15 protein-coding genes are annotated in these 21,598 nt (G+C 34.0%); 9 read left to right on the top strand and 6 right to left on the bottom strand.

What is annotated here, in order from left to right:
* The first annotated feature begins 17 nt into the window (after positions 1-17).
* The 9 genes from CLU82_RS14620 (at position 18) to CLU82_RS14580 (ending at position 13,777) form a co-directional block, all read left to right on the top strand.
* Positions 18-1,169 (top strand): glycosidase, encoded by a 1,152-nt coding sequence (locus tag CLU82_RS14620; RefSeq protein WP_198520273.1) that lies wholly within the window; start codon positions 18-20, stop codon positions 1,167-1,169.
* Positions 1,170-1,171: 2 nt separating this feature from the next.
* Positions 1,172-2,362, top strand: a complete 1,191-nt coding sequence (locus CLU82_RS14615) for an AGE family epimerase/isomerase (protein WP_100843771.1) — start codon at positions 1,172-1,174, stop codon at positions 2,360-2,362.
* A 52-nt stretch (positions 2,363-2,414) separates the two neighbouring features.
* A complete protein-coding gene (locus CLU82_RS14610) occupies positions 2,415-3,446 on the top strand; it encodes a hypothetical protein (protein WP_100843770.1) in 1,032 nt (343 codons plus the stop codon).
* 42 nt (positions 3,447-3,488) lie between these two features.
* On the top strand, positions 3,489-4,721 hold the full coding sequence (locus tag CLU82_RS14605; protein ID WP_100843769.1) for a glycoside hydrolase family 26 protein: 1,233 nt from the start codon (positions 3,489-3,491) through the stop codon (positions 4,719-4,721).
* 135 nt (positions 4,722-4,856) lie between these two features.
* On the top strand, positions 4,857-6,143 hold the full coding sequence (locus CLU82_RS14600; protein ID WP_100843768.1) for a cellulase family glycosylhydrolase: 1,287 nt from the start codon (positions 4,857-4,859) through the stop codon (positions 6,141-6,143).
* 38 nt (positions 6,144-6,181) lie between these two features.
* Positions 6,182-7,855 carry a hypothetical protein gene (locus tag CLU82_RS14595; protein WP_100843767.1) on the top strand — a complete coding sequence of 558 codons (1,674 nt, stop codon included), beginning with the start codon at positions 6,182-6,184 and terminating at the stop codon, positions 7,853-7,855.
* A gap of 39 nt (positions 7,856-7,894) precedes the next feature.
* Positions 7,895-9,454, top strand: coding sequence for a glycoside hydrolase family 28 protein (locus CLU82_RS14590; protein ID WP_100843766.1), 1,560 nt, complete (start codon positions 7,895-7,897; stop codon positions 9,452-9,454).
* Positions 9,455-9,477: 23 nt separating this feature from the next.
* Entirely contained in the window at positions 9,478-11,769 is a 2,292-nt protein-coding gene (locus CLU82_RS14585; RefSeq protein ID WP_198520228.1) for a glycoside hydrolase family 3 N-terminal domain-containing protein, read from the top strand.
* A gap of 19 nt (positions 11,770-11,788) precedes the next feature.
* Complete coding sequence (locus tag CLU82_RS14580; protein WP_100843764.1) at positions 11,789-13,777, top strand: glycoside hydrolase family 97 protein; 1,989 nt, start codon at positions 11,789-11,791, stop codon at positions 13,775-13,777.
* A gap of 85 nt (positions 13,778-13,862) precedes the next feature.
* Here CLU82_RS14580 and CLU82_RS14575 read toward each other — a convergent pair whose 3' ends face one another.
* From CLU82_RS14575 to CLU82_RS14550, 6 genes are all read right to left on the bottom strand, one after another.
* The gene (locus CLU82_RS14575) at positions 13,863-14,831 is read right to left on the bottom strand and encodes a zinc-binding alcohol dehydrogenase family protein (RefSeq protein ID WP_100843763.1); all 969 of its coding nucleotides are present in this window, start codon (positions 14,829-14,831) and stop codon (positions 13,863-13,865) included.
* Between the two features lie 99 nt (positions 14,832-14,930).
* Positions 14,931-15,500 (bottom strand): Crp/Fnr family transcriptional regulator, encoded by a 570-nt coding sequence (locus tag CLU82_RS14570; RefSeq protein ID WP_100843762.1) that lies wholly within the window; start codon positions 15,498-15,500, stop codon positions 14,931-14,933.
* Positions 15,501-15,516: 16 nt separating this feature from the next.
* A complete protein-coding gene (mgrA, locus tag CLU82_RS14565; RefSeq protein WP_100843761.1) occupies positions 15,517-16,473 on the bottom strand; it encodes an L-glyceraldehyde 3-phosphate reductase in 957 nt (318 codons plus the stop codon).
* A gap of 162 nt (positions 16,474-16,635) precedes the next feature.
* Positions 16,636-17,235: a hypothetical protein gene (locus CLU82_RS14560; RefSeq protein WP_157813366.1), complete on the bottom strand. Its 600-nt coding sequence runs from the start codon at positions 17,233-17,235 to the stop codon at positions 16,636-16,638.
* Positions 17,236-17,466: 231 nt separating this feature from the next.
* Entirely contained in the window at positions 17,467-19,704 is a 2,238-nt protein-coding gene (gene bglX / locus CLU82_RS14555) for a beta-glucosidase BglX (RefSeq protein ID WP_100843759.1), read from the bottom strand.
* Positions 19,705-19,785: 81 nt separating this feature from the next.
* Entirely contained in the window at positions 19,786-21,588 is a 1,803-nt protein-coding gene (locus CLU82_RS14550) for a glycoside hydrolase family 2 protein (RefSeq protein WP_232735254.1), read from the bottom strand.
* Between the last annotated feature and the right edge of the window lie 10 nt (positions 21,589-21,598).

Below are 21,598 nucleotides of genomic sequence, written 5' to 3'. Positions count from 1 at the left end.
ATTTAAAAAAAATAAAAATGGAACTTGAAAACCAATTTAACACATTAATACAAACCAAAAATACACCACAAGACGGTATTGGAAACGGAATATATATTCGTTATAAAAATCCAGTTCTAACAGCTGCGCACACACCATTGGAATGGAGATTTGATTTTAACCCAAATACAAATCCGTTGTTTTTGGAAAGAATTGCAATAAACGCAACATTCAATGCTGGTGCTATGAAATGGAATAATAGTTATGTTCTAGCTGCACGTGTTGAAGGAGCGGATAGGAAATCATTCTTCGCTATTGCTGAAAGTCCAAATGGAGTTGATAATTTCAAGTTTTGGGACAAACCATGTGTAATTCCTCAAACAGAAGAGCCAGATACAAACGTATATGATATGCGATTAATAAACCATGAAGATGGATGGATTTATGGTATTTTTTGCACAGAAAGAAAAGACCCTTCTGCGCCAAAAGGTGATACAAGTACTGCTATTGCAAATGCAGGAATTGTTCGTACCAAAGATTTAATCAACTGGGAAAGATTACCGGATTTAATTTCGAATACTGGTCAACAACGTAACGTAGTATTGCATCCAGAATTTGTTGATGGAAGATATGCATTATATACTCGCCCTCAGGACGGATTTATTGATGTTGGGAACGGAGGTGGAATTGGACTTGGTTACGTAGAAGACATGTCTAATCCTATCGTAAAAGAAGAGAAAATCATTTACGGAAAAAAATATCATACAGTTTATGAACTAAAAAATGGACTTGGTCCAGCTCCTATCAAAACTGAAAAAGGATGGTTGCATTTGGCTCACGGTGTTCGTAACACTGCTGCAGGTTTGCGTTATACCTTATACATGTTCATGACTGATCTAAATGACATTGCAAAAGTAACCTATGCTCCTGCTGGTCATTTTATGGGGCCAGAAGGCGAAGAAAGAGTTGGAGATGTCTCTAACGTTTTATTTTCTAATGGATGGATTGAAGATAATGATGGAACTGTTTTCATTTATTATGCATCTTCAGATACTAGGATGCACGTAGCGGTTTCTTCAGTAGAAAAATTGGTAGATTATGTCATCAATACTCCAGAAGATACTTTGACTTCGGCTGGTTCTGTAAATACTATAATTAGGCAAGTAAATAAAAACAAAGAAATTTCATAATTGTGAATTCAAATTTAAAAAATCTAAAAACAGAACTTGAACTTGAACTTCAAAGTATTCTCTCCTATTGGATGAAAAATACTATTGACGAAAAAAATGGAGGCTTTGTTGGTCAGATAGATTACAATAATACCACAAATAATGAAGCAGAAAAAGGGTCTGTACTTAATGCACGATTATTATGGACTTTTTCTTCTGCTTATAAAATTTCTAAGAACAAAGACCATTTAAATACCGCAAAACGCGCTTTTGAATACATTTCAAAACACTTTTACGACACTGAATTTGGCGGTATCTTTTGGAGTATAAACCCAGATGGAACTCCAAAAGAAACCAAAAATCAAATTTATGCAATTGCTTTTGTCATTTATGGATTGAGCGAATATTATTCGGTTACCCTTGATAAAAAATCATTGGAACTTGCCATTTCCTTGTATAATAAAATTCAAGAATATAGCTATGATGATGTAAATGGTGGCTATCTAGAAGCTTTCACCCGTGAATGGCAACCTATCGAAGATTTACGCTTAAGCGAAAAAGATGCCAACGAAAAGAAAACAATGAATACGCATTTGCACATCGTTGAAGGATTTGCAAACTTATACAACGTCTGGAAAGACGAATCATTACGAAAGGTAATTATTGATCTATTAGAAACCATCGGCAACTATTTCATCAATACCGAAACAGGAAATTTAAGACTGTTTTTTGATGAAAATTGGATTGAAAAGAAAGATGTAATCTCATATGGTCATGACATTGAAGCTGCTTGGCTTTTATTGCAATGCGCAGAAATCATTGAAGATGAACAACTAATCGACCGTTATAAAAAATATGCGATTCAAATTGCCGATGTAACTAAAAAAGGAATAGATACCGATGGCGGATTGTGGTATGAATATAATCCCGAAACTAAGGAATTAATGGCCGAAAAACACTGGTGGCCACAAGCCGAATTAATCATTGGTTATTTTACAGCTTGGCAAATTTCTGGTAAACAAGAATATTTGGATATTGTTTTTAAGAATTGGGATTTTACAAAAAAACATATCATTGATAAAGAAAATGGAGAATGGTTTTGGGGAGTTTATAGCGATTATTCGACTATAGAAAAAGACAAAGCTGGCTTTTGGAAATGCCCATATCATAACGGTAGAGCCTGTATAGAATTAATTAATAGAATTGCGAGTTAATCAACGAATTCTGTATGCTTTTCAGTTAAAATTAACCACTAAAATTTAATATATGAAGAAAGTATTGCTTGCATTGAGTCTTTTTTTAATTATTTCAACAAATAATGCACAAACCAATCTAATCAAAAATGGTGGTTTTGAAACTGAATTATTAAATTGGAGAGGAGAAGATGTTGGAACCATTTCTACTTTTGATAAGAAAACTGGTAAAAACAGTTGCTCTATCAATCAATATGTGGGAGCAGAATGGAAAGCAGTTGATCAAATTATGAGTATTCCAAAAAATACAGTTGCCATTGAATTTAGTGGATGGATAAAAGCCGAAAGAATTGAAAAAGGCCAAAATGAATGGAATACTGGAAAATTTGACATCGCATTTTTGAATTCAGGCGAGAAAGAAATTAAAAACGAAAGTATTGCCTCAGTATTAGGTACTACTGCATGGACATTTTACAAAAAAACAGTTCTAGTTTCAGCAGGAGCTTCAAAATTTAGAGTTATGCTAGCATTAGGGCAAACCAACGGAACTATATTTTTTGATGATTTAAAAGCTATTGCCTTAACTCAAGAACAAATCAATAAAATACAAGAAGAAGAAAATGCTAAAAAAATGGCAACTACTGATTCTGAATCTAAAACAACAGAATTAGCAAATAGTGATTTTGAAAATGGAATAAATTCATGGCGTGGAAACGCAACGGTTTCCACCTCTATCTTCAAAGAAGGAAAATCGGCACTTGTATTAAATTCAAATACTTTTGATTGGAATGGAATTGACCAAATTGCTACCATTCCAGATAATGTTAGCTCTATAACAGTTTCTGGTTGGTTAAAATCTGATGCCATAAAACAAGGAAAAGATGCATGGAACAATGGTTTACTGAATGTAGCATTTACAGGAAATGACAACCAAAAAACGGGAGATGACCAAAATATAACTTTTATAACTGGTACTACCGATTGGGCTTTCTATACTAAAACATTTCCGATTCCTGAAGGGGCAAAAAAATACAGAATCATGCTTGCTTTAGGTTTCGCAACAGGAACTCTTTATGCTGATGCGATTTCTGTTAATTTCAAATAAAACTAATCCAATCGATTGGTTTCCAAAACCACAAATACACTCATGACAAAATATTATACTGTTTCAGTCCTTTTAGGGATATTCACCTTATTTTCTTGTTCTGGAAGCGACTCCACAACGGATACATCAAAAGTAGATCCACCAGTTGTCGTAAATACTGCCCCATTAACAACGCAAAACGTAACTACGCATATGGCTGACCCGAACGCTACCGCAGAAACGATTGCTTTATTTTATAACCTAAAAACCTTAGCTAAAACCAAATTTGCTATTGGTCAACAAGATGCTTTTAATGGGTTTTATAATAATGATGCAACTAATGAATCTGACATAAAAAAAACAACGACATATAACCCTGCTCTACTAGGCTCTGACTTTATATTTATCACAGATAAAAATAATAATGAGCAATCCGACAATTGGTTTTACCAACAAGAACAAAAAACGATAAACGATATCAAATCCGCTTATGCAAAAGGAATGATCAACACCATGTCTTGGCACCTAAGAGAACCTAATAATGAAGATAGTTTTTATGCCGATGACATGACAACAGAACAGAAAACTACCACTTTTAAAAGTATCTTAACAGGTGGAGTTAATCACGAATGGTATAAGAAAAAATTAGACAAAGTAGCTCGCGTTTTCTTAAATTTAAAAGGTATAAATGGGGAGTTAATTCCTGTCATTTTTAGACCTTTTCATGAGTTTGATGGAAGTTGGTTTTGGTGGGGATCTAATTTTTGCACTGCTGAAGAATACAAAAAAGCTTATCAATTTACAGTAACTTATTTAAGAGACGCAAAAGGAGTTCATAATCTCTTATATGCATTTTCTCCTGATAATTCATATTCAAAATCAGCTGATTATTTGAAGCGCTACCCAGGTGATACTTATGTTGATGTATTGGGAATGGATAATTATGGCGACCTTAATAATCAGGGACAAACTGGTGCTGACAAAGCCAATGCAAAACTAAAAATGCTATCCGATTTGGCAACAACTAAAGTAAAAATTGCGGCCATGACCGAAACTGGCTATAGAGTTTCTGCGAGTGTACCACCAGTAAACAATTGGTTTTCTACTTACTTATACAGCACTTTAACAGCAAGCAATATTCAGATAAGTTATGTTATGTTTTGGAATAATAATCAAGATGGTTATTATGTTCCTACACCTGCAGCATCTAACGCTGATGATTTTAAAACATTCGCAAAAAAACCAAAATCGGCATTAGTGAATACTTTACCAAAAATGTATGAGTTGCCAAAATAAACGCTTAAGTTCTCTTAAATAACGTAAATCCCTAGCCCTGATGGTCGAATTGCTCTCGCAATTACCTTTTATTTTTTCCTTTAAAAAATAAAAGATACAGCGGACAGCAGGAAATAGCTCCTAAAAAAATAAATAATGACAAACAAATTTTTAAAAACACTTGGTTTTGCTTTACTCTTTGCTACAATAGCATGTCAGGCACAAGAAAGAATCACCGTTAAAGGAACTCAATTTTACAAAGGTGACAAGCCTTATGCGTACATTGGAACGAACTATTGGTATGGAAGTTTACTCGCATCCAAGAAAGTTGGAGATCGTAAAAGATTGCTTCGTGAACTTGATTTTATGCAAAAAGAAGGCATTGACAATTTACGAATTTTGGTTGGTGGTGACGGCGGAAAATACGATTTTACTGTTCGCCCTGCATTACAATACGAACAAGGAAAATATGATGAAGATTTACTTGACGGATTGGATTTTTTGATTGCCGAAATGAGCAAACGAAAAATGTATGCAGTTTTGTATTTGACCAATAACTGGGAATGGTCTGGCGGAATGTCACAATATTTGGAATGGAACGGCAAAGGTCCAGTTCCTGTTCCGGCTATTCCACCAAATACATGGCCACAATTTATGGCTTACACAGAACAGTTTCATAGCTGTGAACCTTGTATGAAAGCCTTAGAAAATCACGTGAAGTTTATTATAGGAAGAACTAATGCTTATTCTCATAAAAAATATACTGAAGACAATACCATTATGGCTTGGCAAGTGGGTAATGAACCCCGCACTTTTACAGCAGAAAATGAAGCCAAATTTACAGTTTGGTTAAATAATATTGTGAATTTGATTGATAGTCTGGATAAATACCATTTGGTTTCTACAGGTTCTGAGGGGCTTAATAGTTCTAATGATAGCATGGAAACTTTTGAAAGAACCCATCTAAATCCAAATATCGATTATTTGACGATGCATATCTGGCCTAAAAACTGGGGTTGGTTTAAAGCGGATAATGCTGAAAAAACATTGCCAGCAACTCTTGAAAATGCTGGGGTTTATATCGACAAACATGTAAAAGTGGCGAACAATTTAAAAAGACCAATTATCATTGAAGAATTTGGTTTGCCAAGAGAAAACGAAAATTTAATCGCGGATTCTTCTGTTGCAAATAGAAATGTTTTCTATAATTATATTTTTGGAAGAGTTGCCGAAAGTGTAGCTAATAATGGACCGTTGCAAGGAGCCAACTTTTGGGGTTTTGGCGGTGAAGGAAAAGCAATTCATGCTGATGGAAAATGGAATCCTGGTGAACCGCTTACTACAGATCCTCCACAAGAACCACAAGGTTTGAACTCGGTTTTTTCTTCTGATAAATCGACTTTAGAAATCGTCAAGAAATACAATACCAAATTTAAAAAATAGTTGAATTTAATTAAAATAACAATCTTAAAAATAACAAAATGAACCGCAGAAATTTTATAAAAAATACAGGGTTTACCTTAACTGGATTATTATTAAGTGATGTTATTTTAGGCCAAAATTTTGAGATTGAATATGCAAATACAATGATTTTTCCGAATCAGGTATCTGCAATAATTAATGATAAATTAGTGCAACTTTCTGGATCTGACAAAAAATGGTCACATGAAAATGTTCAGGTAACTTTAGAAAAAACAAAAACTGGAATTGTAGTTTTTGTTGAAGCTCCAAATGTGAGTCTGAGCAAAATAACATTAAGCTGGATTACGCCAAGCAAAAGTAATTCTACCATATTGAACGATCATTGGGAAAGAACGTACGGCGATATTTCCTGGCATAAACCATCCGAAACTGAAATTTTGCCTTGGTATTTCTTAGAAATTAGTCAAAATGAAACACTTGGATTTGGTGTAAAAACAGGAGCTAATACATTTTGCGGCTGGCAGATTGAAAATGGAAAATTAAATCTGCATTTAGATACGCTTTCGGGATCAAATGGAGTTCAGTTAGGCAATCGAAAACTAAAAGCTGCCGAAATTGTATCAATTAAAAGCAAATTAAACGAAACTCCTTTTCAAACAGCGAGACGTTTTACTGCTATAATGTGCGATCAGGCTAGAATGCCAAAAGAACCAGTTTATGGTATAAACGATTGGTATTTTAGTTACGGTAACAATTCCGAAAAACTCATTCTGGAACATACTGAGATGATGGCGCCAATGGCTGAAGGACTGGCAAACAGACCTTTCTCTGTAATTGATGCGGGTTGGTTTCAAGATTCTCCTCATCATAAAAATGATTGCTGTTGGGGTGATAATATGCATTCACCAAATCAAAAATTTGGAGATATGGGAAAATTAGCTTCCAAGATTAAACAAATCGGAATGCGTCCCGGAATCTGGACACGTCCTTTATGTGCAAGTTATAAAGATGATAAAAAATTGCTGTTGCCTTTTAGCAGTGGAAAAGAAGATAATAAACCGGTTCTTGATCCTTCTATTCCTGAAAATCTAGAACGCATTGCAAATTATTTCAAATTATACTCCGATTGGGGATATGAAATGGTAAAATTTGATTTTACCACCTATGATATCTTCGGGAAATGGGGTTTTGAAATGCTAAAAAACAATGCCATGACTTCGGAAAAATGGGCGATGAATGATACTTCAAAAACCAATGCAGAAATTGTATTGAATTTATACCAAACCATTCGAAAAGCAAGTAAAGACACCTATATAATTGGTTGCAATACAATTAGTCATTTTGCAGCGGGTTTATTTGAACTCAACCGAATTGGTGATGATACTTCTGGAAATGAATGGGAAAGAACTTTGAAAATGGGTGTTAATACACTCGCTTTTAGAGGTATTCAACAAGGAACTTTTTATGCTGCCGATGCCGATTGCGTGGGACTAACATCTAAAGTCGCTTGGGATAAAAATAAACAATGGATGGAACTTGTTGCAAAAAGTGGCACTCCCCTATTTATTTCTGCACAACCCGAAGCTACTGGCGAAGAACAAAAAAAGGCTATTCGCGAATGCTTTAAAATTGCTTCTCAAAAATTACCTGTTGCCGAACCTCTAGATTGGATTGAAAATCCATTCCCAAAAAAGTGGAAATTAAACAACCAGATAGAAACCTTTAATTGGTGATTTCTAAACTATCTAAACCAATTCTTTACTAAACCAAACATGAAAAAATATATTACACTACTGTTAGTTTCTGTTTTTATAACAGGACAGTCACAGACTTTTGATATCACAAAATATGGTGCAATTGGCGACGGAAAAACTATAAATACAAAAGCATTACAAAACACCATTGATACTTGTTTTAAAAACGGTGGCGGAACAGTTTTGGTTCCGACAGGAGTTTTTATGATAGGAACAGTGAATCTAAAAAGCAACGTAAATCTACATCTTGAAAGTGGTGCCATTTTAAGAGGAAGCACTAATATCAATGATTATACTCCTGTAAATGGAGTTCATTACGGTATGTTTTTTACAGAGAATTCAGAAAACATTACAATTTCTGGAAGCGGAAATATCGATGCCAATGGGGATGTTTTTTTTGACACTACAAAAGCAAAAAAAATTGAATGGGGCGGTACTGCAGGCACACGCCAAAAAGAAAATTTCAGAAAAGTTGCTGATGGTGGTTTAGGTGACGGACCAATTGTACCAAAAGAAAGACCATATCAAACCATTATTTTTAGCAACTGTAAAAGAGTCACAATAAAAGATGTTTTCATCACACAATCTTCTTTTTGGACGATGCTAATCGCCGATTGTGACAGCGTTTTGATTGATGGTATCAGACTTTGGACCAATATGCTGGCTCCAAATGCCGATGGAATTGACATTACTTCAGGAAAAAATATCATCGTTAGCAATTGTGATATTCGTGCGGGTGACGACGCTATTATTGTTGTGGGTTATGCTTCGCATTTTGAAGTTCCAGGTTTTAAAGATTTACGTCATTCTTCAGAGAATATTAATATAACAAACTGTAATCTTCAATCAGCTTCGAGCGCTATTAGGATTGGGTATTTCGATCATAATTCGGTTAGAAACATTAATATTTCAAATTGTAATATCACCAATTCAACTCGCGGAATCGGAATATTTTTGAGAGATCAAGGATCGTTAGAAAACATTAATGTTACCAATGTAAATATTGAAACCAAGCTTAGGACTGGCGATTGGTGGGGAAATGGAGAACCAATTCATATTTCGGCTGTTCGTGGAAAAGTAAAAGTAGCGGGTACTGAAACGGAGAAATTAGGAGTTATTAAAAACGTGACTTTCACTAATGTCAACTGTAAAGCCGAAAATGGAATTCTGATTTACGGTTCTGAAGAAAGCCGAATTCAAAACGTTAATTTTAAAAACGTCACTTTCGATTTTATTGATAGCAAACTAAATGACGTAGCAGGAGGAAATATAGATCTTCGTGGTTGTCTGGATGAAAAACAACAGCTTATTCAACGTGACATTCCTGGAATTTACGGGCAATACGTCGATGGCTTAACTATTGAAGATTTTAAATTGACATGGACAGGAACGAGAATGCCTTATTTTACAAATGGTATCGAAATCAATAATTTTAATGATTTACGAATTGCTAATTTTAAAGGAACTGGATCGCCAATTAATAAAAGTGCAGTTCCAATTTTATTAGAAAATGGAACAAAAACTAATTTGATTTTGGATAAAAATAGTACTCCAAAAATGACTAACGTTAAGAATTAATGACCTATATTAAAACCTTTAAAATGAAAATTATAGTAGCCTTATTTTTATCAGTATTATCTCTTTCACTTCATGCTCAAAAAAAAGCAGATTCTTCTATTGATGAAAAAGTAGAAGCGCTGATTAAGAAAATGTCTCTTGCTGATAAAAAGATGCAATTGCAAATACGTTCTTTTGATGGTTTTAAAAAATTCAGAAATCAAAATGGGGAAATGAATGCTGATAGTCTGTCAAAATATTATCCAAACGGAATTGGCGGATTAAATCTTGATATCAATTTTGAACCTGAAATGTATGTTAAAACACTCAATTCTTTTCAAAAATGGAGCACTTCTACAGGGAACAAAATCCCGATTGAATTTATTGGCGAAGGTCTTCATGGCTACATGGCAAGAGGCGCAACCGTTTTTCCACAAGCAATTGCTCTAGGTAGTACTTGGGATCCCGAATTGGCCGAACGAATTTATACCGTTGCTGGTCTCGAAGCCAGAAGCCGAGGCGTAGTACAAGTTTATGCTCCCAATCTTGATTTGGCTAGAGAACCACGCTTTGGAAGAATTGAAGAAATGTTTTCAGAAGATCCGTATTTGGTTGCTTTAATGGGGAATGCCGAAGTAAATGGTTTTCAAAGCCGAAGCGCTAAACCAGATTTGAATCATGTTGCTACAACTTTAAAACATTATGTAGCTCACGGACAGCCAGAAGGAGGACGGAATACTGCTCCTATAAATATATCGAATTACGATTTGATGAATAATGATTTATTTCCTTTTGAATATATTATCAAACATGCAAATCCTGTGAGTTTAATGCCTTCTTATAATGAAATTGGAGGAGTTCCAAATCATGCTAATTCTTGGCTTATACAAGATGTCCTGAAAAAACAATTGGGTTTTAAAGGTTTTATAACGTCCGATCAAAGTGCCATTGATCAAATTCATGGCTTACATTATTTTGCTAAATCAAACCGCGAAGCTGCAAAAATTGCCATCGAAAATACGATCGATTTAGATCTTCAATTCAACGATGGTGCCTATAATTCGCTAGATACTTTGGTAAAATCAGGGCAATTATCTGAAAAACGTATTGATGATGCTTTGAGAAAATTTTTGAAATTCAAATTTGAAATGGGTTTATTTGACAATCCGTATGCTGATGTTTCAAAAATGAAATCCGTAACAAATACAGTTCAAAACAAAAAACTAGCTTTAGAAGCAGCAGAAAAAGCAGCCGTTTTACTTAAAAACCAAGATAATCTTTTGCCTCTTGATTCTAAAAAAATTAAAACTTTGGCGGTCATTGGTCCTTTAGCAAAAGGTGTTCATTTTGGAGGATATTCTGCTGAACCAAGACAAGGAATAGATTTATTAAACGGAATCACTGCTTACGCTGGAAATGATTTTAAAGTTACCTATGCCGAAGGCTGTAAACTAGCTTTGGAAGAATCTTCATTTTGGGCAGATAAAGTACAAACTCCAAACTCGGAAGAAGATGACAGACGCTTGATTAAAGAAGCAATTGAAGTCGCTAAGCAAAGTGATGTGATTGTTTTAGCTATTGGAGAAACTGTTGCTTTTAGCAGAGAAGCATGGGGAGAAAACCACTTGGGAGACCGTTCGAGTCTTTCGCTTTTGGGCTTACAAGATGATTTAGTAAAAGAACTTGTAGCAACAGGAAAACCTATTGTTGCAATTATTTTTGGAGGACGTCCGCTTGCAATAAACGATGTTGCTAAAAACATTCCGTCAATTATTCAGGCATTTTATTTAGGACAGGAAACAGGAACTGGATTAGCTAATATTTTGTTTGGAAAAGTAAATCCTTCAGGAAAATTAGCGGTAACAATTCCAAAATCCGTTGGAGAATTACCGGCTTATTACAATCGTCAGCCAAGCCGCATGAGAAGTTATGTAAACGACAACAACAAACCTTTGTTTCCGTTTGGTTTCGGATTATCTTATACTGCTTATCAATACGGAAAACCAGTTTTAGACAAGAAAGATATCTCAAAAACAGAAAATATAATCGTAACAATTCCAATAACAAATACAGGAAAAGTGGAAGGTGATGAAATTGTGCAGTTGTATATCCGTGATTTAATAAGTTCTGGCTCCAGACCAATTATGGAATTAAAAGATTTTACAAAAGTGCATCTAAAACCGAACGAAACAAAAAATGTTACATTTACCATTACTCCCGAAAAGCTGATGTTTTACAATTACCAACTCAAAAAAGTATTAGAATCTGGTGATTTTGAAGTAATGATCGGACCAAATTCAGCAAGTGTACAAACTTTAACTTTTACAGTAAAATAAGCCTAAATTAGATATTCTGATGAAAAAATCAATCACTTTATTCTTCGCATTGCTCCTATTTAATTTTTCTTTTGCACAAAAGAAACAAGATTATATTTTGAATTCTCCAAACGGAAAAATTCAAGTTAACATTGCTGTTAATGACAAAATAAGCTGGAGTGTTTCACATGATAAAAATGTAATTCTGTCGCCATCTGCAATGTCAATGACTTTGGATGAAAATGAAGTTTTAGGAAAAAATGCAGTAGTTTTAAATTCAAAAAAAGAAACAGTTGATGCTTCATTTGAAACTCCATTTTACAAAAAGAAATCAGTTAAAAACAATTACAATCAGCTGACATTAAACTTTAAAAATGATTTCAGCATCGAATATCGTGCTTTTGATGATGGTGTTGCTTATCGTTTTATCACTAAAAAGAAAAAAGATATCACGATTCAATCAGAAGAAGTGGTTTTAAATTTCGACCAAAATTACAATATATTAATGCCTTATGTTCGTGATTTAAGAAACCCAAAAGATCCTTACATTTCATCTTTCGAAGCGCATTACGAAAATAAAAAAATCAGTGAATTTGCCAAAGATACTTTAGCCTTTTTACCGTTTTTAATTGATTTTAAAAATCATAAAAAAGCCGTTTTCTTAGAAGCTAATTTGGAAGATTATCCTGGATTATTTGTAACGAATAACAAAGACAAATCTGGTTTTGAATCTCGTTTTTCTAAATATCCTTTACAGGAAAAAAATGGAGGATTTAATAATATCAACAGACTTATTACCGAAAGAGCCGATTATTTGGTCAAAACAAAAGGAACTCGAAATTTCCCATGGAGAATTGTTGTGATCTCAGAAAACGACAAAGATTTGGCCAATAATGATATGGTTCAGAAACTATCGGAACCAACAAAAATCAAAGATCTCAGTTGGATAAAACCCGGAAAAGTAGCTTGGGATTGGTGGAACGATTGGAACATTTACAACATTGATTTTAAAGCTGGAATCAATACACAAACCTATAAATATTATATTGATTTTGCATCCAAAAACAAAGTAGAATATGTGGTTCTTGACGAAGGTTGGAGTCTTGAAGATGACATTATGAAACACAATCCAAATGTTGATTTAGAAGCGTTAATCGCATACGGAAAAGAACGAAATGTGGGTATTATTTTGTGGAGCTCTTGGATGGCTTTGACCAAAAACACAGAAGGTATTTTGAAGAATTACGCCAATTTAGGAATCAAAGGTTTTAAAGTTGATTTCTTAGATCGTGACGATGCCAAAATGGTGAGTTCTGTTTACGATATTGCTCAAAAAGCGGCCGATAATAAATTGCTATTGGATTTTCACGGGATGTATAAACCAACTGGAATTCAGAGAACTTTTCCAAATATTCTAAATTTTGAAGGTGTAAAAGGATTGGAAAATAATAAATGGACCCCAAATGATGATGTTCCTTTGTATGATTGTACAATTCCATATATACGAATGATGGCGGGACCTATGGATTATACGCCTGGAGCCATGCGAAATGCAACCAAAAGTGAATTCAAACCAAGCCATTCTAATCCTGTAAGTCAAGGAACAAGATGTCATCAATTGGCATTGTACACCATTTTTGAAGCGCCTTTACAAATGATGGCGGATAGCCCAACGGCTTATATGAAAGAACAGGAAAGCACAGATTTCATTGCTAAAACTCCAACCACATTTGATGAAACAGTAGCTTTAGATGGTGAAGTAGGGCAATTTGTAGCATTGGCTAGAAAAAAAGGATCTACATGGTATTTGGGTGCTATTACCAATTGGAATTCAAGAGAAATAACAATTGATTTTTCTTTCCTTGAAAAAGGTAAAAAATACGAAGCCGAAATTTTCTCTGATGGATTAAATGCTGAAAAAGCAGCAGTAGATTATAAAAGAGAAATTATAACTGTAGATTCAACTTCAAAATTAAAATATCATTTAGCAAGCGGTGGTGGATTATCAGCTATTATTCAAAGTAAATAACAACCTGAAATTGTTAACACGAATTGCACAAATTTTCACGAATCAATTAGTGGAAATTTGTGCAATTCGTGTTTAAAAATGATGTTTAAATTGTAATAACCAATCGTTTCCCATCAGGTATATTCATATCCCAAGCTTTTTGAATGTCTTTTATATCTATCGAAACAGTTTCTATTATTAATTTTTTGGATGCTGCCAACTCAAACATTTCAGGTAAAATTTCATCTATTAATTTTTTCATTTCGCCTTTAGTCCAGCTCCCAAAACCTGAACCTGATAATTGAAGATCGACACTTCGTAAAATTGATGCTGACAATTGAATCGTATCTCCAGCCATAGAACCAACAGAAACATATCTGGTTTTATGTGTAAATGCTCCATTCCCTTTTAGAGAATTTAAAATCAATTCAGCTGAATGTCCCCACAAATAATCGATTATAATATCTATTGGTGTATTGGCATGAATGATCTTAAATTGGCTTATAAAATCTTCATCGGTTTGAGTAAGAATTAAGTATTCATCTGCACCCAAATCTAATAAAGTTTTTAAAGTCTGCTCATTTCTTCCAGTTACAATTATTCTTTTTGCACCATAATATTTGGCAAGCTGAATCGCAATTTTTCCCGTAACTCCAGTTGCTCCGTTTATCAAAACTGTTTCTCCTTTTTGAATAGCAGCTCTAAAGCGTAACGCCATTGCAGAACCCGCAACTGCATTTGGTAATGCAGACGCTGTACAATCATCAAGTCCTTCTGGGATTTTCACCATTTTGTTTTTATCAACGATGGCGTATTCGGCAATCATTCCAGTTAGGCCTAATGCATACACTCTGGTTCCATCTTCAAGCAAACCAACTCCATCCCCGCCTACAACTTTAGCTTCAGCTTTTTCCAATGCTGAGTAATGTTTTCCACTCGCAATGTTTTTGTCTAAATTTTTAACTGCCGAAGCTTTAACTGTTATTAAGGCATGATTTTCGTTTTCGACAATTGGATCTGGAAAATCGATATATTGTGGTAATTCTCCATTTTTATAAATTACTGCTGCTTTCATATTTTTAAATTTTTAATGTTTTATTTAAATTTTATGAAGCAAAATTAGTGTCCAATAAATGGCTGTACGATAACATTTGTTACCAAATGAAGATTCGGCTTATTTGAGTAGTTTATTTTTTATCCTACTTAAGTGAACTGAACTAATTCCCAAATAAGAAGCTATGTAATGTTGAGGAATGCGTTTAATAATCTGCGGATTTTCTTTTAAGATATTTTGATAGCGCTGTTCGGGAGAATCTTTTATGAACGAAACAAAATGTTTTATATAATCAAAAGTGCGTTCGAAAATACTATCAATAAATTTTTCTCTTATTTCTGGAATTTCAATTAATTCATTTAGGATGGAATCAATATCCTTTTTATCAGCATACCATAAAACAGAAGGTTCGATGGTTTCAATTGTAATCGGACTTGGTATTCTTTTTCTAAAACTTTCAATAGATCCAACCATTCCTCCTTCAAAAAAAAACTGCAGCGTTAAATCTTTTCCATCTTTATTAAACCAGCACCTGATGCAGCCTTTTTCGATAAAAAACATTCGATCTGAAACTTTGCCCTCATTCAAAAGAACTGTTTTTGCAGGAACCTCAAGTTTATGAAAAGACTTTATGTAACTCTCCCATTTATGGCTATCTATTGGGAACTTATTTTTAAGATGATCAAACATGGGAGAGTTAAGTCTATTATTTTAAAATTTCTTCAATAGCATTTATTTCATCTGAAGAAAAGACAAGATTTTGCAAACATTCAATGTTATTATTCAACTGCCTTACTGAACTAGCACCAATTAAAACTGAAGTTATTCGTTTATCTTTTTGCAACCAAGCTAATGCCATTTGAGCTAAAGACTGGTTTCTATTTTTAGCAATTTCATTCAATTGAATTAACTTTTGAATGCGTTCCTCGGTAACCTCATCTTCTCTCAAATGCCCGTTTGGATTATGAGCACGAGAATTTTCGGGAATTCCATTCAAATATTTATCAGTTAAAAGTCCTTGTGCCAAAGGTGAAAATGCAATACAACCAACTCCTTTTTCTTCAAGAACATCTAATAAACCATCTTCTACCCAACGAACTAACATCGAATATTTCGCTTGATGAATCAAGCAAGGCGTTCCTAATTGTTTTAAAACATCAACCGCTATTCTAGTCTGTTCTGCCGAATAATTACTGATTCCAACATATAAAGCTTTACCACTTCTCACAGCGTGATCAAGTGCCATCATAGTCTCTTCAATTGGCGTTTCCGGATCAGGACGATGGGAATAAAAAATATCCACATAATCAATATTCATGCGTTTTAAACTTTGATCTAAACTCGATAATAAATATTTTCGGGATCCCCAATCGCCATAAGGACCATCCCACATTGTATAACCCGCTTTTGTAGAAATTACGATTTCATCACGTAGATTTCCCTGAAAATTGTGCCATAGAATTTTACCAAAATTCTCCTCTGCAGAGCCCGGAACTGGTCCGTAATTATTAGCCAAATCAAAATGGGTAATTCCTTTATCAAAAGCTTCCTTAGCAATGCTTTCTGCATTTTCAAAATTATCTACCGACCCAAAGTTATGCCATAATCCTAAAGAAATTTCAGGTAATAATAACCCGCTTTTTCCACATCTGTTATATTTCATTATTTTTTATTTACACATATTTCACTAATTAACACCAATAATAATCAGTGCAAATTAGTAAATTTTGTGTTAGTTTATTTATTTAAAATACAAAATATTGAAAACCACTCAAGCCAAAACAATCAAGAAAATTTGATGATTTAAAATTTGTTTATCTAGTAATTACCACTCATAGGAAACTTGCAATTCAAACTTAACAACGCCACTACCACTACCTATGCTTATTACTTTTGGAAGAATCATATTCTTTTCATTGAACATTTTAAAATCCCATCCACCCATAAACTCATAATTATCTGCCAAATCATAGTCAAACATAAACAGGTGAAGAGTTTCATTAATATCTGAAATTACAATTGGAGTATCCAAAGTAATCGATATATAATCTCCATCAATATTGGAAACATTAAATACTGGTTGTGAGACAAAAAGTGGAGGATCAACAGAATTTTCATTCAATACTATCACTACATCAGGTTTTGCATCTTCTGAAGTACCTGCTAAATCCCATTTAGACCCATCTTCTTTATTACTTGGGAAACCTGTAATTTTAATTTTACTAATAATAATTCTCGCTGGAGGAACTTTCGTTGAACAATCTGTTCCCGAAAATCCTGGAGGGCAATCACAGCCACAAACTTCATTTGAAACTCCTTTATTTTTACAAACAATTGGTACACAATCATCATCACTTTTTGAACAAGAATCAAACAGAACAACAACAAATAATAGTGCTAAGCACCTTTTAAAAAATGTATTCATACTTTCTTTTTTAGTTACCCTCATTCCAAAGAGTGTTCAGTTATACTTTCAAAAAAGTGGAATAAAACCAAATAACATTTGAGATCTATCAATATATTTGGTCACAATTTTGAATTTTAGAATCTCATTAAATTATACTCTCTCTTCAATTTTATTAAAACTATTTTTACAATTTTATTTTAGTCAAAAAATAAACCCAACAAGTTTTAAAACCTATTGGGTTTAGTATTTTTAATTTAATTCAAAACCACTTTCCAAACCTGTATCAGAATTTCCTCCAACCATGATTTTAAAAGTTCCAGGCTCTACTAAATAATTTCCATCATTGTCATAAAAACCAAGTTCCTTATCTGTCAATAAAAAAGAGACTGTTTTAGTTTCTCCTTTTTTTAAATTAATTAATTCAAAACCTTTCAACTCTTTTATCGGACGGATAATACTTGCATAATCATCATGAATATATAATTGTACAACTTCTTTTCCATCAAAATCCCCAACGTTCGTCACCTCAACACTTACTTGTACAGACTCACCTTTTGCGAAAGCAGCTTTATTTAATTTTAGGTTTTTATATTCAAATTTCGTGTAACTCAAACCAAAACCGAACGAAAACAAAGGCGTTTTATCAACATCTGAATAATGCGACCAAAATACATTTTTATCAGTATTAATGGGTCTTCCAGTGCTATATCTGTTGTAATAAATTGGAACCTGACCTAAATTTCGTGGAAATGACATTGGTAATTTTCCACTTGGATTATAATCACCATATAAAACCTGCGCTACAGCATTTCCTGTCTGAGTTCCTAACTGCCAAGCTTCAACAATGGCTGGGATATGTTCTGCAGCCCATGAAATAGCCAGTGGACGTCCATTATTTAAGACCAAAACAATATTTGGATTCACTTTATAAATTTCTTCCAGTAATTCCTGTTGCACACCAGGCAAATCAAGATCAGTTCTGCTGCGTCCTTCTCCACTCTGAAAACCGTGTTCTCCCAAAACCATCACTACTACATCCGCTGTTATGGCGACTTTTTTAGCCGCTTCAAATCCGCTTTTGTCAGAAGTATTTATAACAACTTCATTAACAAAAGAAGTGGCTCCAATAACCACATCAGCACCTTTTTCAAAAGTCAGTTTATTGTCTTTGTATTGCTGCATTCCTTCCAAAACCGAAACAGCCGTATTATCATCTGATGCAATTCTCCAGCTTCCTAACGGACTGTTTTTATCATTAGCCAAAGCACCTATCAGAGCGATTTTTTGTCCTGATTTTTTTAGCGGAAGCAAATTTTTATCATTCTTTAAAAGCACGATAGATTTTTTAGCCATATCCAAAACACCATCGTTATTAGCTTTACTTCCTACAACCTCTTTTTCACGTTCTTCGTCACAATATTTATATGGGTCATCGAATAAGTCTAATTCAAATTTCACACGCAAAATTCTTCGAACGGCATCATCAATTAAACTTTCTTCAACTTTTCCTTCCTTAACCAAATCTGCCAATTTAGCCACATATAAATACGATTCCATATCCATATCCGATCCTGCAACCACGCATTTCAATGTTGCGTCCTCTTCATCTTTTGCATAACCATGTGCAATTAATTCACGAATCGATGCATAATCAGAAACTACAAAACCGTCAAAGTTCCATTTTCCTTTCAGAATATCTCTTTGCAAAAACACATTTCCTGTTGCCGGAACTCCATTCAGTGTACTAAATGAGTTCATAAACGTACGAACACCCGCATCTACAGTCGCTTTAAATGGTGGCAAAACCGAATTATACAATTTAGAATTACTGATATCTACAGTATTATATTCTAATCCTGCTTCAACATAACCGTATGCAGCAAAGTGTTTTGCACACGCTGCAACTGTGTTAACTTTAGCTAAATCGGCAATGGTTTCTCCCTGAAAACCTTTGACTCTGGCAATCCCAATTTTACTTCCTAGATACGGATCCTCTCCTGCTCCTTCCATAACACGTCCCCAACGGGCATCATTGGCAACATCTACATTTGGACCAAAAGTCCAGTTAATTCCAGATGCCGAAGCTTCAGCTGCTGCAATAGCGGCCGATTTTTTAATCGCATCCATATCCCAGCTTGCCGATTCTGCCAACGGAATTGGACTCAACGTTTTATACCCATGAATCACATCAAAACCAATTATCAAAGGAATTCCCAATCGAGTTTCTTCAACGGCTATTTTCTGAACCGCACGAACTTCTTTTACCCCACGAACAGTCAGCATCGAACCCACTAATCCTTTTCTCAAATGCTCATATTTCAACTCGGCAGTTCCTCCTTTTGGAGCTGGACCAGTAACTTCCCAAAAACCATTGTATTGATTCATTTGTCCCACTTTCTCCTCCAATGTCATTTGCTTAAGCAACAAATCAACACGTTCTTCAATAGATTTAGTTTTGTCTAAATGGGCTAATTTTTGTGCATTCATAGTTCCAACAGTAATCAGGGCAAAAACCCAATAGTTATTATATTTTTTTATTTTTGATCTTACTTAAATTCGGTTTGTCTTTTAATTATTATAATTTTCATAATAATCCTTTAAAACATACCAAGCTTTCTTTTTCTCTCCCTTGTCAGACAGTACTCCCTTTCTATTCCATCCCTTTTGATAAAGTGGATGTAAACGAGAAAGAGATCGAAAATCACATAAAATCCAAGGACAAACCCCTGCCAAATTTGGAGTTGTCTTAAACATTTCTATCTGATCTTTATAAATTTTTTCCTGGTAGCCTTCTGTCCAATTTGAAGCTTCATCGGAAGGCTTATCATTATTCCCATAAAGAGCTTCTCCTCCAAATTCTGAAATAAACAATGGTTTTGTATTATTAACCAATTTCCATTTAGTATCTTTTGGATTACCTTGCCAAGGAGAGTACCAGCCTACGTATTCATTAACAGAAATAATATCATAATAATTATACAGCGGATCCCAAACATTAAAGACATTATCATTGTATCCTTGTGTACAAATCACCGTTGTTGTAAGACGGGTATCATCTACTATTTTACATTTTTTAGCTAAATCAATTAATTCTTGATCTCGATTTGGAGTAAATTGATAGGTTTCATTCGATAAACACCATATTACAACACCACACCTGTTTTTATCCCTTTTGATCATTTCCTGAAGCATTATATCCATTTTTTGAGATACTCCTTCTGTAGAAAATGCAATGTGCTGATAAATCGGTAATTCTTCCCAAACCATCAAACCCATCTTTTCGGCTAATTTTATGGTGTGCTCGCTGTGTGGATAATGTGCTAATCGAACTAAATTGCAACCCAATTCTTTTACCCAATTTAAAAGCAAAAGAGCATCAGCTTCCGAATAAGCTTTAGCGCCACGCAATGGCATTTCTTCATGAATATTAATTGCTTTTATAAATATGGGTTTACCATTCAAAACCACTTTCGTCCCTTGCACTTCAATATTCCTAAAGCCAATCTGATCTTTAATTGTATCATATTCACTTTCGATAATCACATCATATAATTTAGGATTTTCTGGACTCCAAAGTTTAAATTTAGAATTTAATTGAACTTCAGCATATCCTTTTTTATCAGTATTTGCAGTGAATTTTAATTTCAATTCGGGAATGCTTACCTTAATTTTTTGTGGTTGTTTTGCATCAGCAATTTTTACCCAACCCAATACCTGAGTATTTGAATTCTTTTTTAATTGAATAGAATAATCCTCGATATAGGAAGTTGAAGTTTCAATCAAATCGACATCACGAGTGATTCCTCCATAATTAAACCAGTCATAGCCTTCGCTAGGAATACCGTCTTTGAGTCTTTTATTATTAACTTTCACAACAAGTGAATTTTCACCTGCGACAAGATTTGTAATTTCAAATTGAAATGACGTAAAACCTCCTTCGTGTTTACCAATAAGTTTGCCATTTAAAAACACATCTGCTGTATAATTTACAGCTCCAAAATGAATAAATAACCTTTTATTTTTCTTTAAAGAATATTTAAATGCCTTTTTGTACCAAACGATTCCTTCGTAATAAGTAAGCTCAGGGAGTTGTGTATTAAAATCTGATGGCACATTCAATTCTGGTGTACCAACAAATGAATATTCAAAAAAATCTGTCTTCTTTTCTGGTTTTCTTTCTTCCCAAAATTTTCGCCATTCACCATTATCATAAGGATCAATTATGACGTTCCATTTTCCATTTAAACTGAAACAATTTCTATCAGAAACGTTTTGCATTGCTGTTTGCCCCCAAACCATATTACAACTGAAAAGAACTAATAAAAGCAGTTGAAAAAATATTAAACTATTATAATTTCGATTTTTCACCATTGTTATTTGA

Source organism: Flavobacterium sp. 5 (genome assembly GCF_002813295.1).
In the GTDB taxonomy this organism is placed as follows: Bacteria; Bacteroidota; Bacteroidia; order Flavobacteriales; family Flavobacteriaceae; genus Flavobacterium.
Note: the sequence above shows the minus strand (reverse complement) of the source record. Positions and strands in the feature narration are given on the sequence as shown.

Coding starts and splice junctions, on each gene's coding strand:
- CLU82_RS14575 (WP_100843763.1), bottom strand. CDS start 14,831: ATGAAAGCAGCAGTAATTTATAAAAATGGAGAATTACCACAATATATC.
- CLU82_RS14590 (WP_100843766.1), top strand. CDS start 7,895: ATGAAAAAATATATTACACTACTGTTAGTTTCTGTTTTTATAACAGGA.
- CLU82_RS14585 (WP_198520228.1), top strand. CDS start 9,478: ATGAAAATTATAGTAGCCTTATTTTTATCAGTATTATCTCTTTCACTT.
- CLU82_RS14605 (WP_100843769.1), top strand. CDS start 3,489: ATGACAAAATATTATACTGTTTCAGTCCTTTTAGGGATATTCACCTTA.
- CLU82_RS14570 (WP_100843762.1), bottom strand. CDS start 15,500: ATGTTTGATCATCTTAAAAATAAGTTCCCAATAGATAGCCATAAATGG.
- CLU82_RS14560 (WP_157813366.1), bottom strand. CDS start 17,235: ATGAATACATTTTTTAAAAGGTGCTTAGCACTATTATTTGTTGTTGTT.
- CLU82_RS14595 (WP_100843767.1), top strand. CDS start 6,182: ATGAACCGCAGAAATTTTATAAAAAATACAGGGTTTACCTTAACTGGA.
- CLU82_RS14610 (WP_100843770.1), top strand. CDS start 2,415: ATGAAGAAAGTATTGCTTGCATTGAGTCTTTTTTTAATTATTTCAACA.
- CLU82_RS14600 (WP_100843768.1), top strand. CDS start 4,857: ATGACAAACAAATTTTTAAAAACACTTGGTTTTGCTTTACTCTTTGCT.
- bglX (WP_100843759.1), bottom strand. CDS start 19,704: ATGAATGCACAAAAATTAGCCCATTTAGACAAAACTAAATCTATTGAA.
- mgrA (WP_100843761.1), bottom strand. CDS start 16,473: ATGAAATATAACAGATGTGGAAAAAGCGGGTTATTATTACCTGAAATT.
- CLU82_RS14550 (WP_232735254.1), bottom strand. CDS start 21,588: ATGGTGAAAAATCGAAATTATAATAGTTTAATATTTTTTCAACTGCTT.
- CLU82_RS14620 (WP_198520273.1), top strand. CDS start 18: ATGGAACTTGAAAACCAATTTAACACATTAATACAAACCAAAAATACA.
- CLU82_RS14580 (WP_100843764.1), top strand. CDS start 11,789: ATGAAAAAATCAATCACTTTATTCTTCGCATTGCTCCTATTTAATTTT.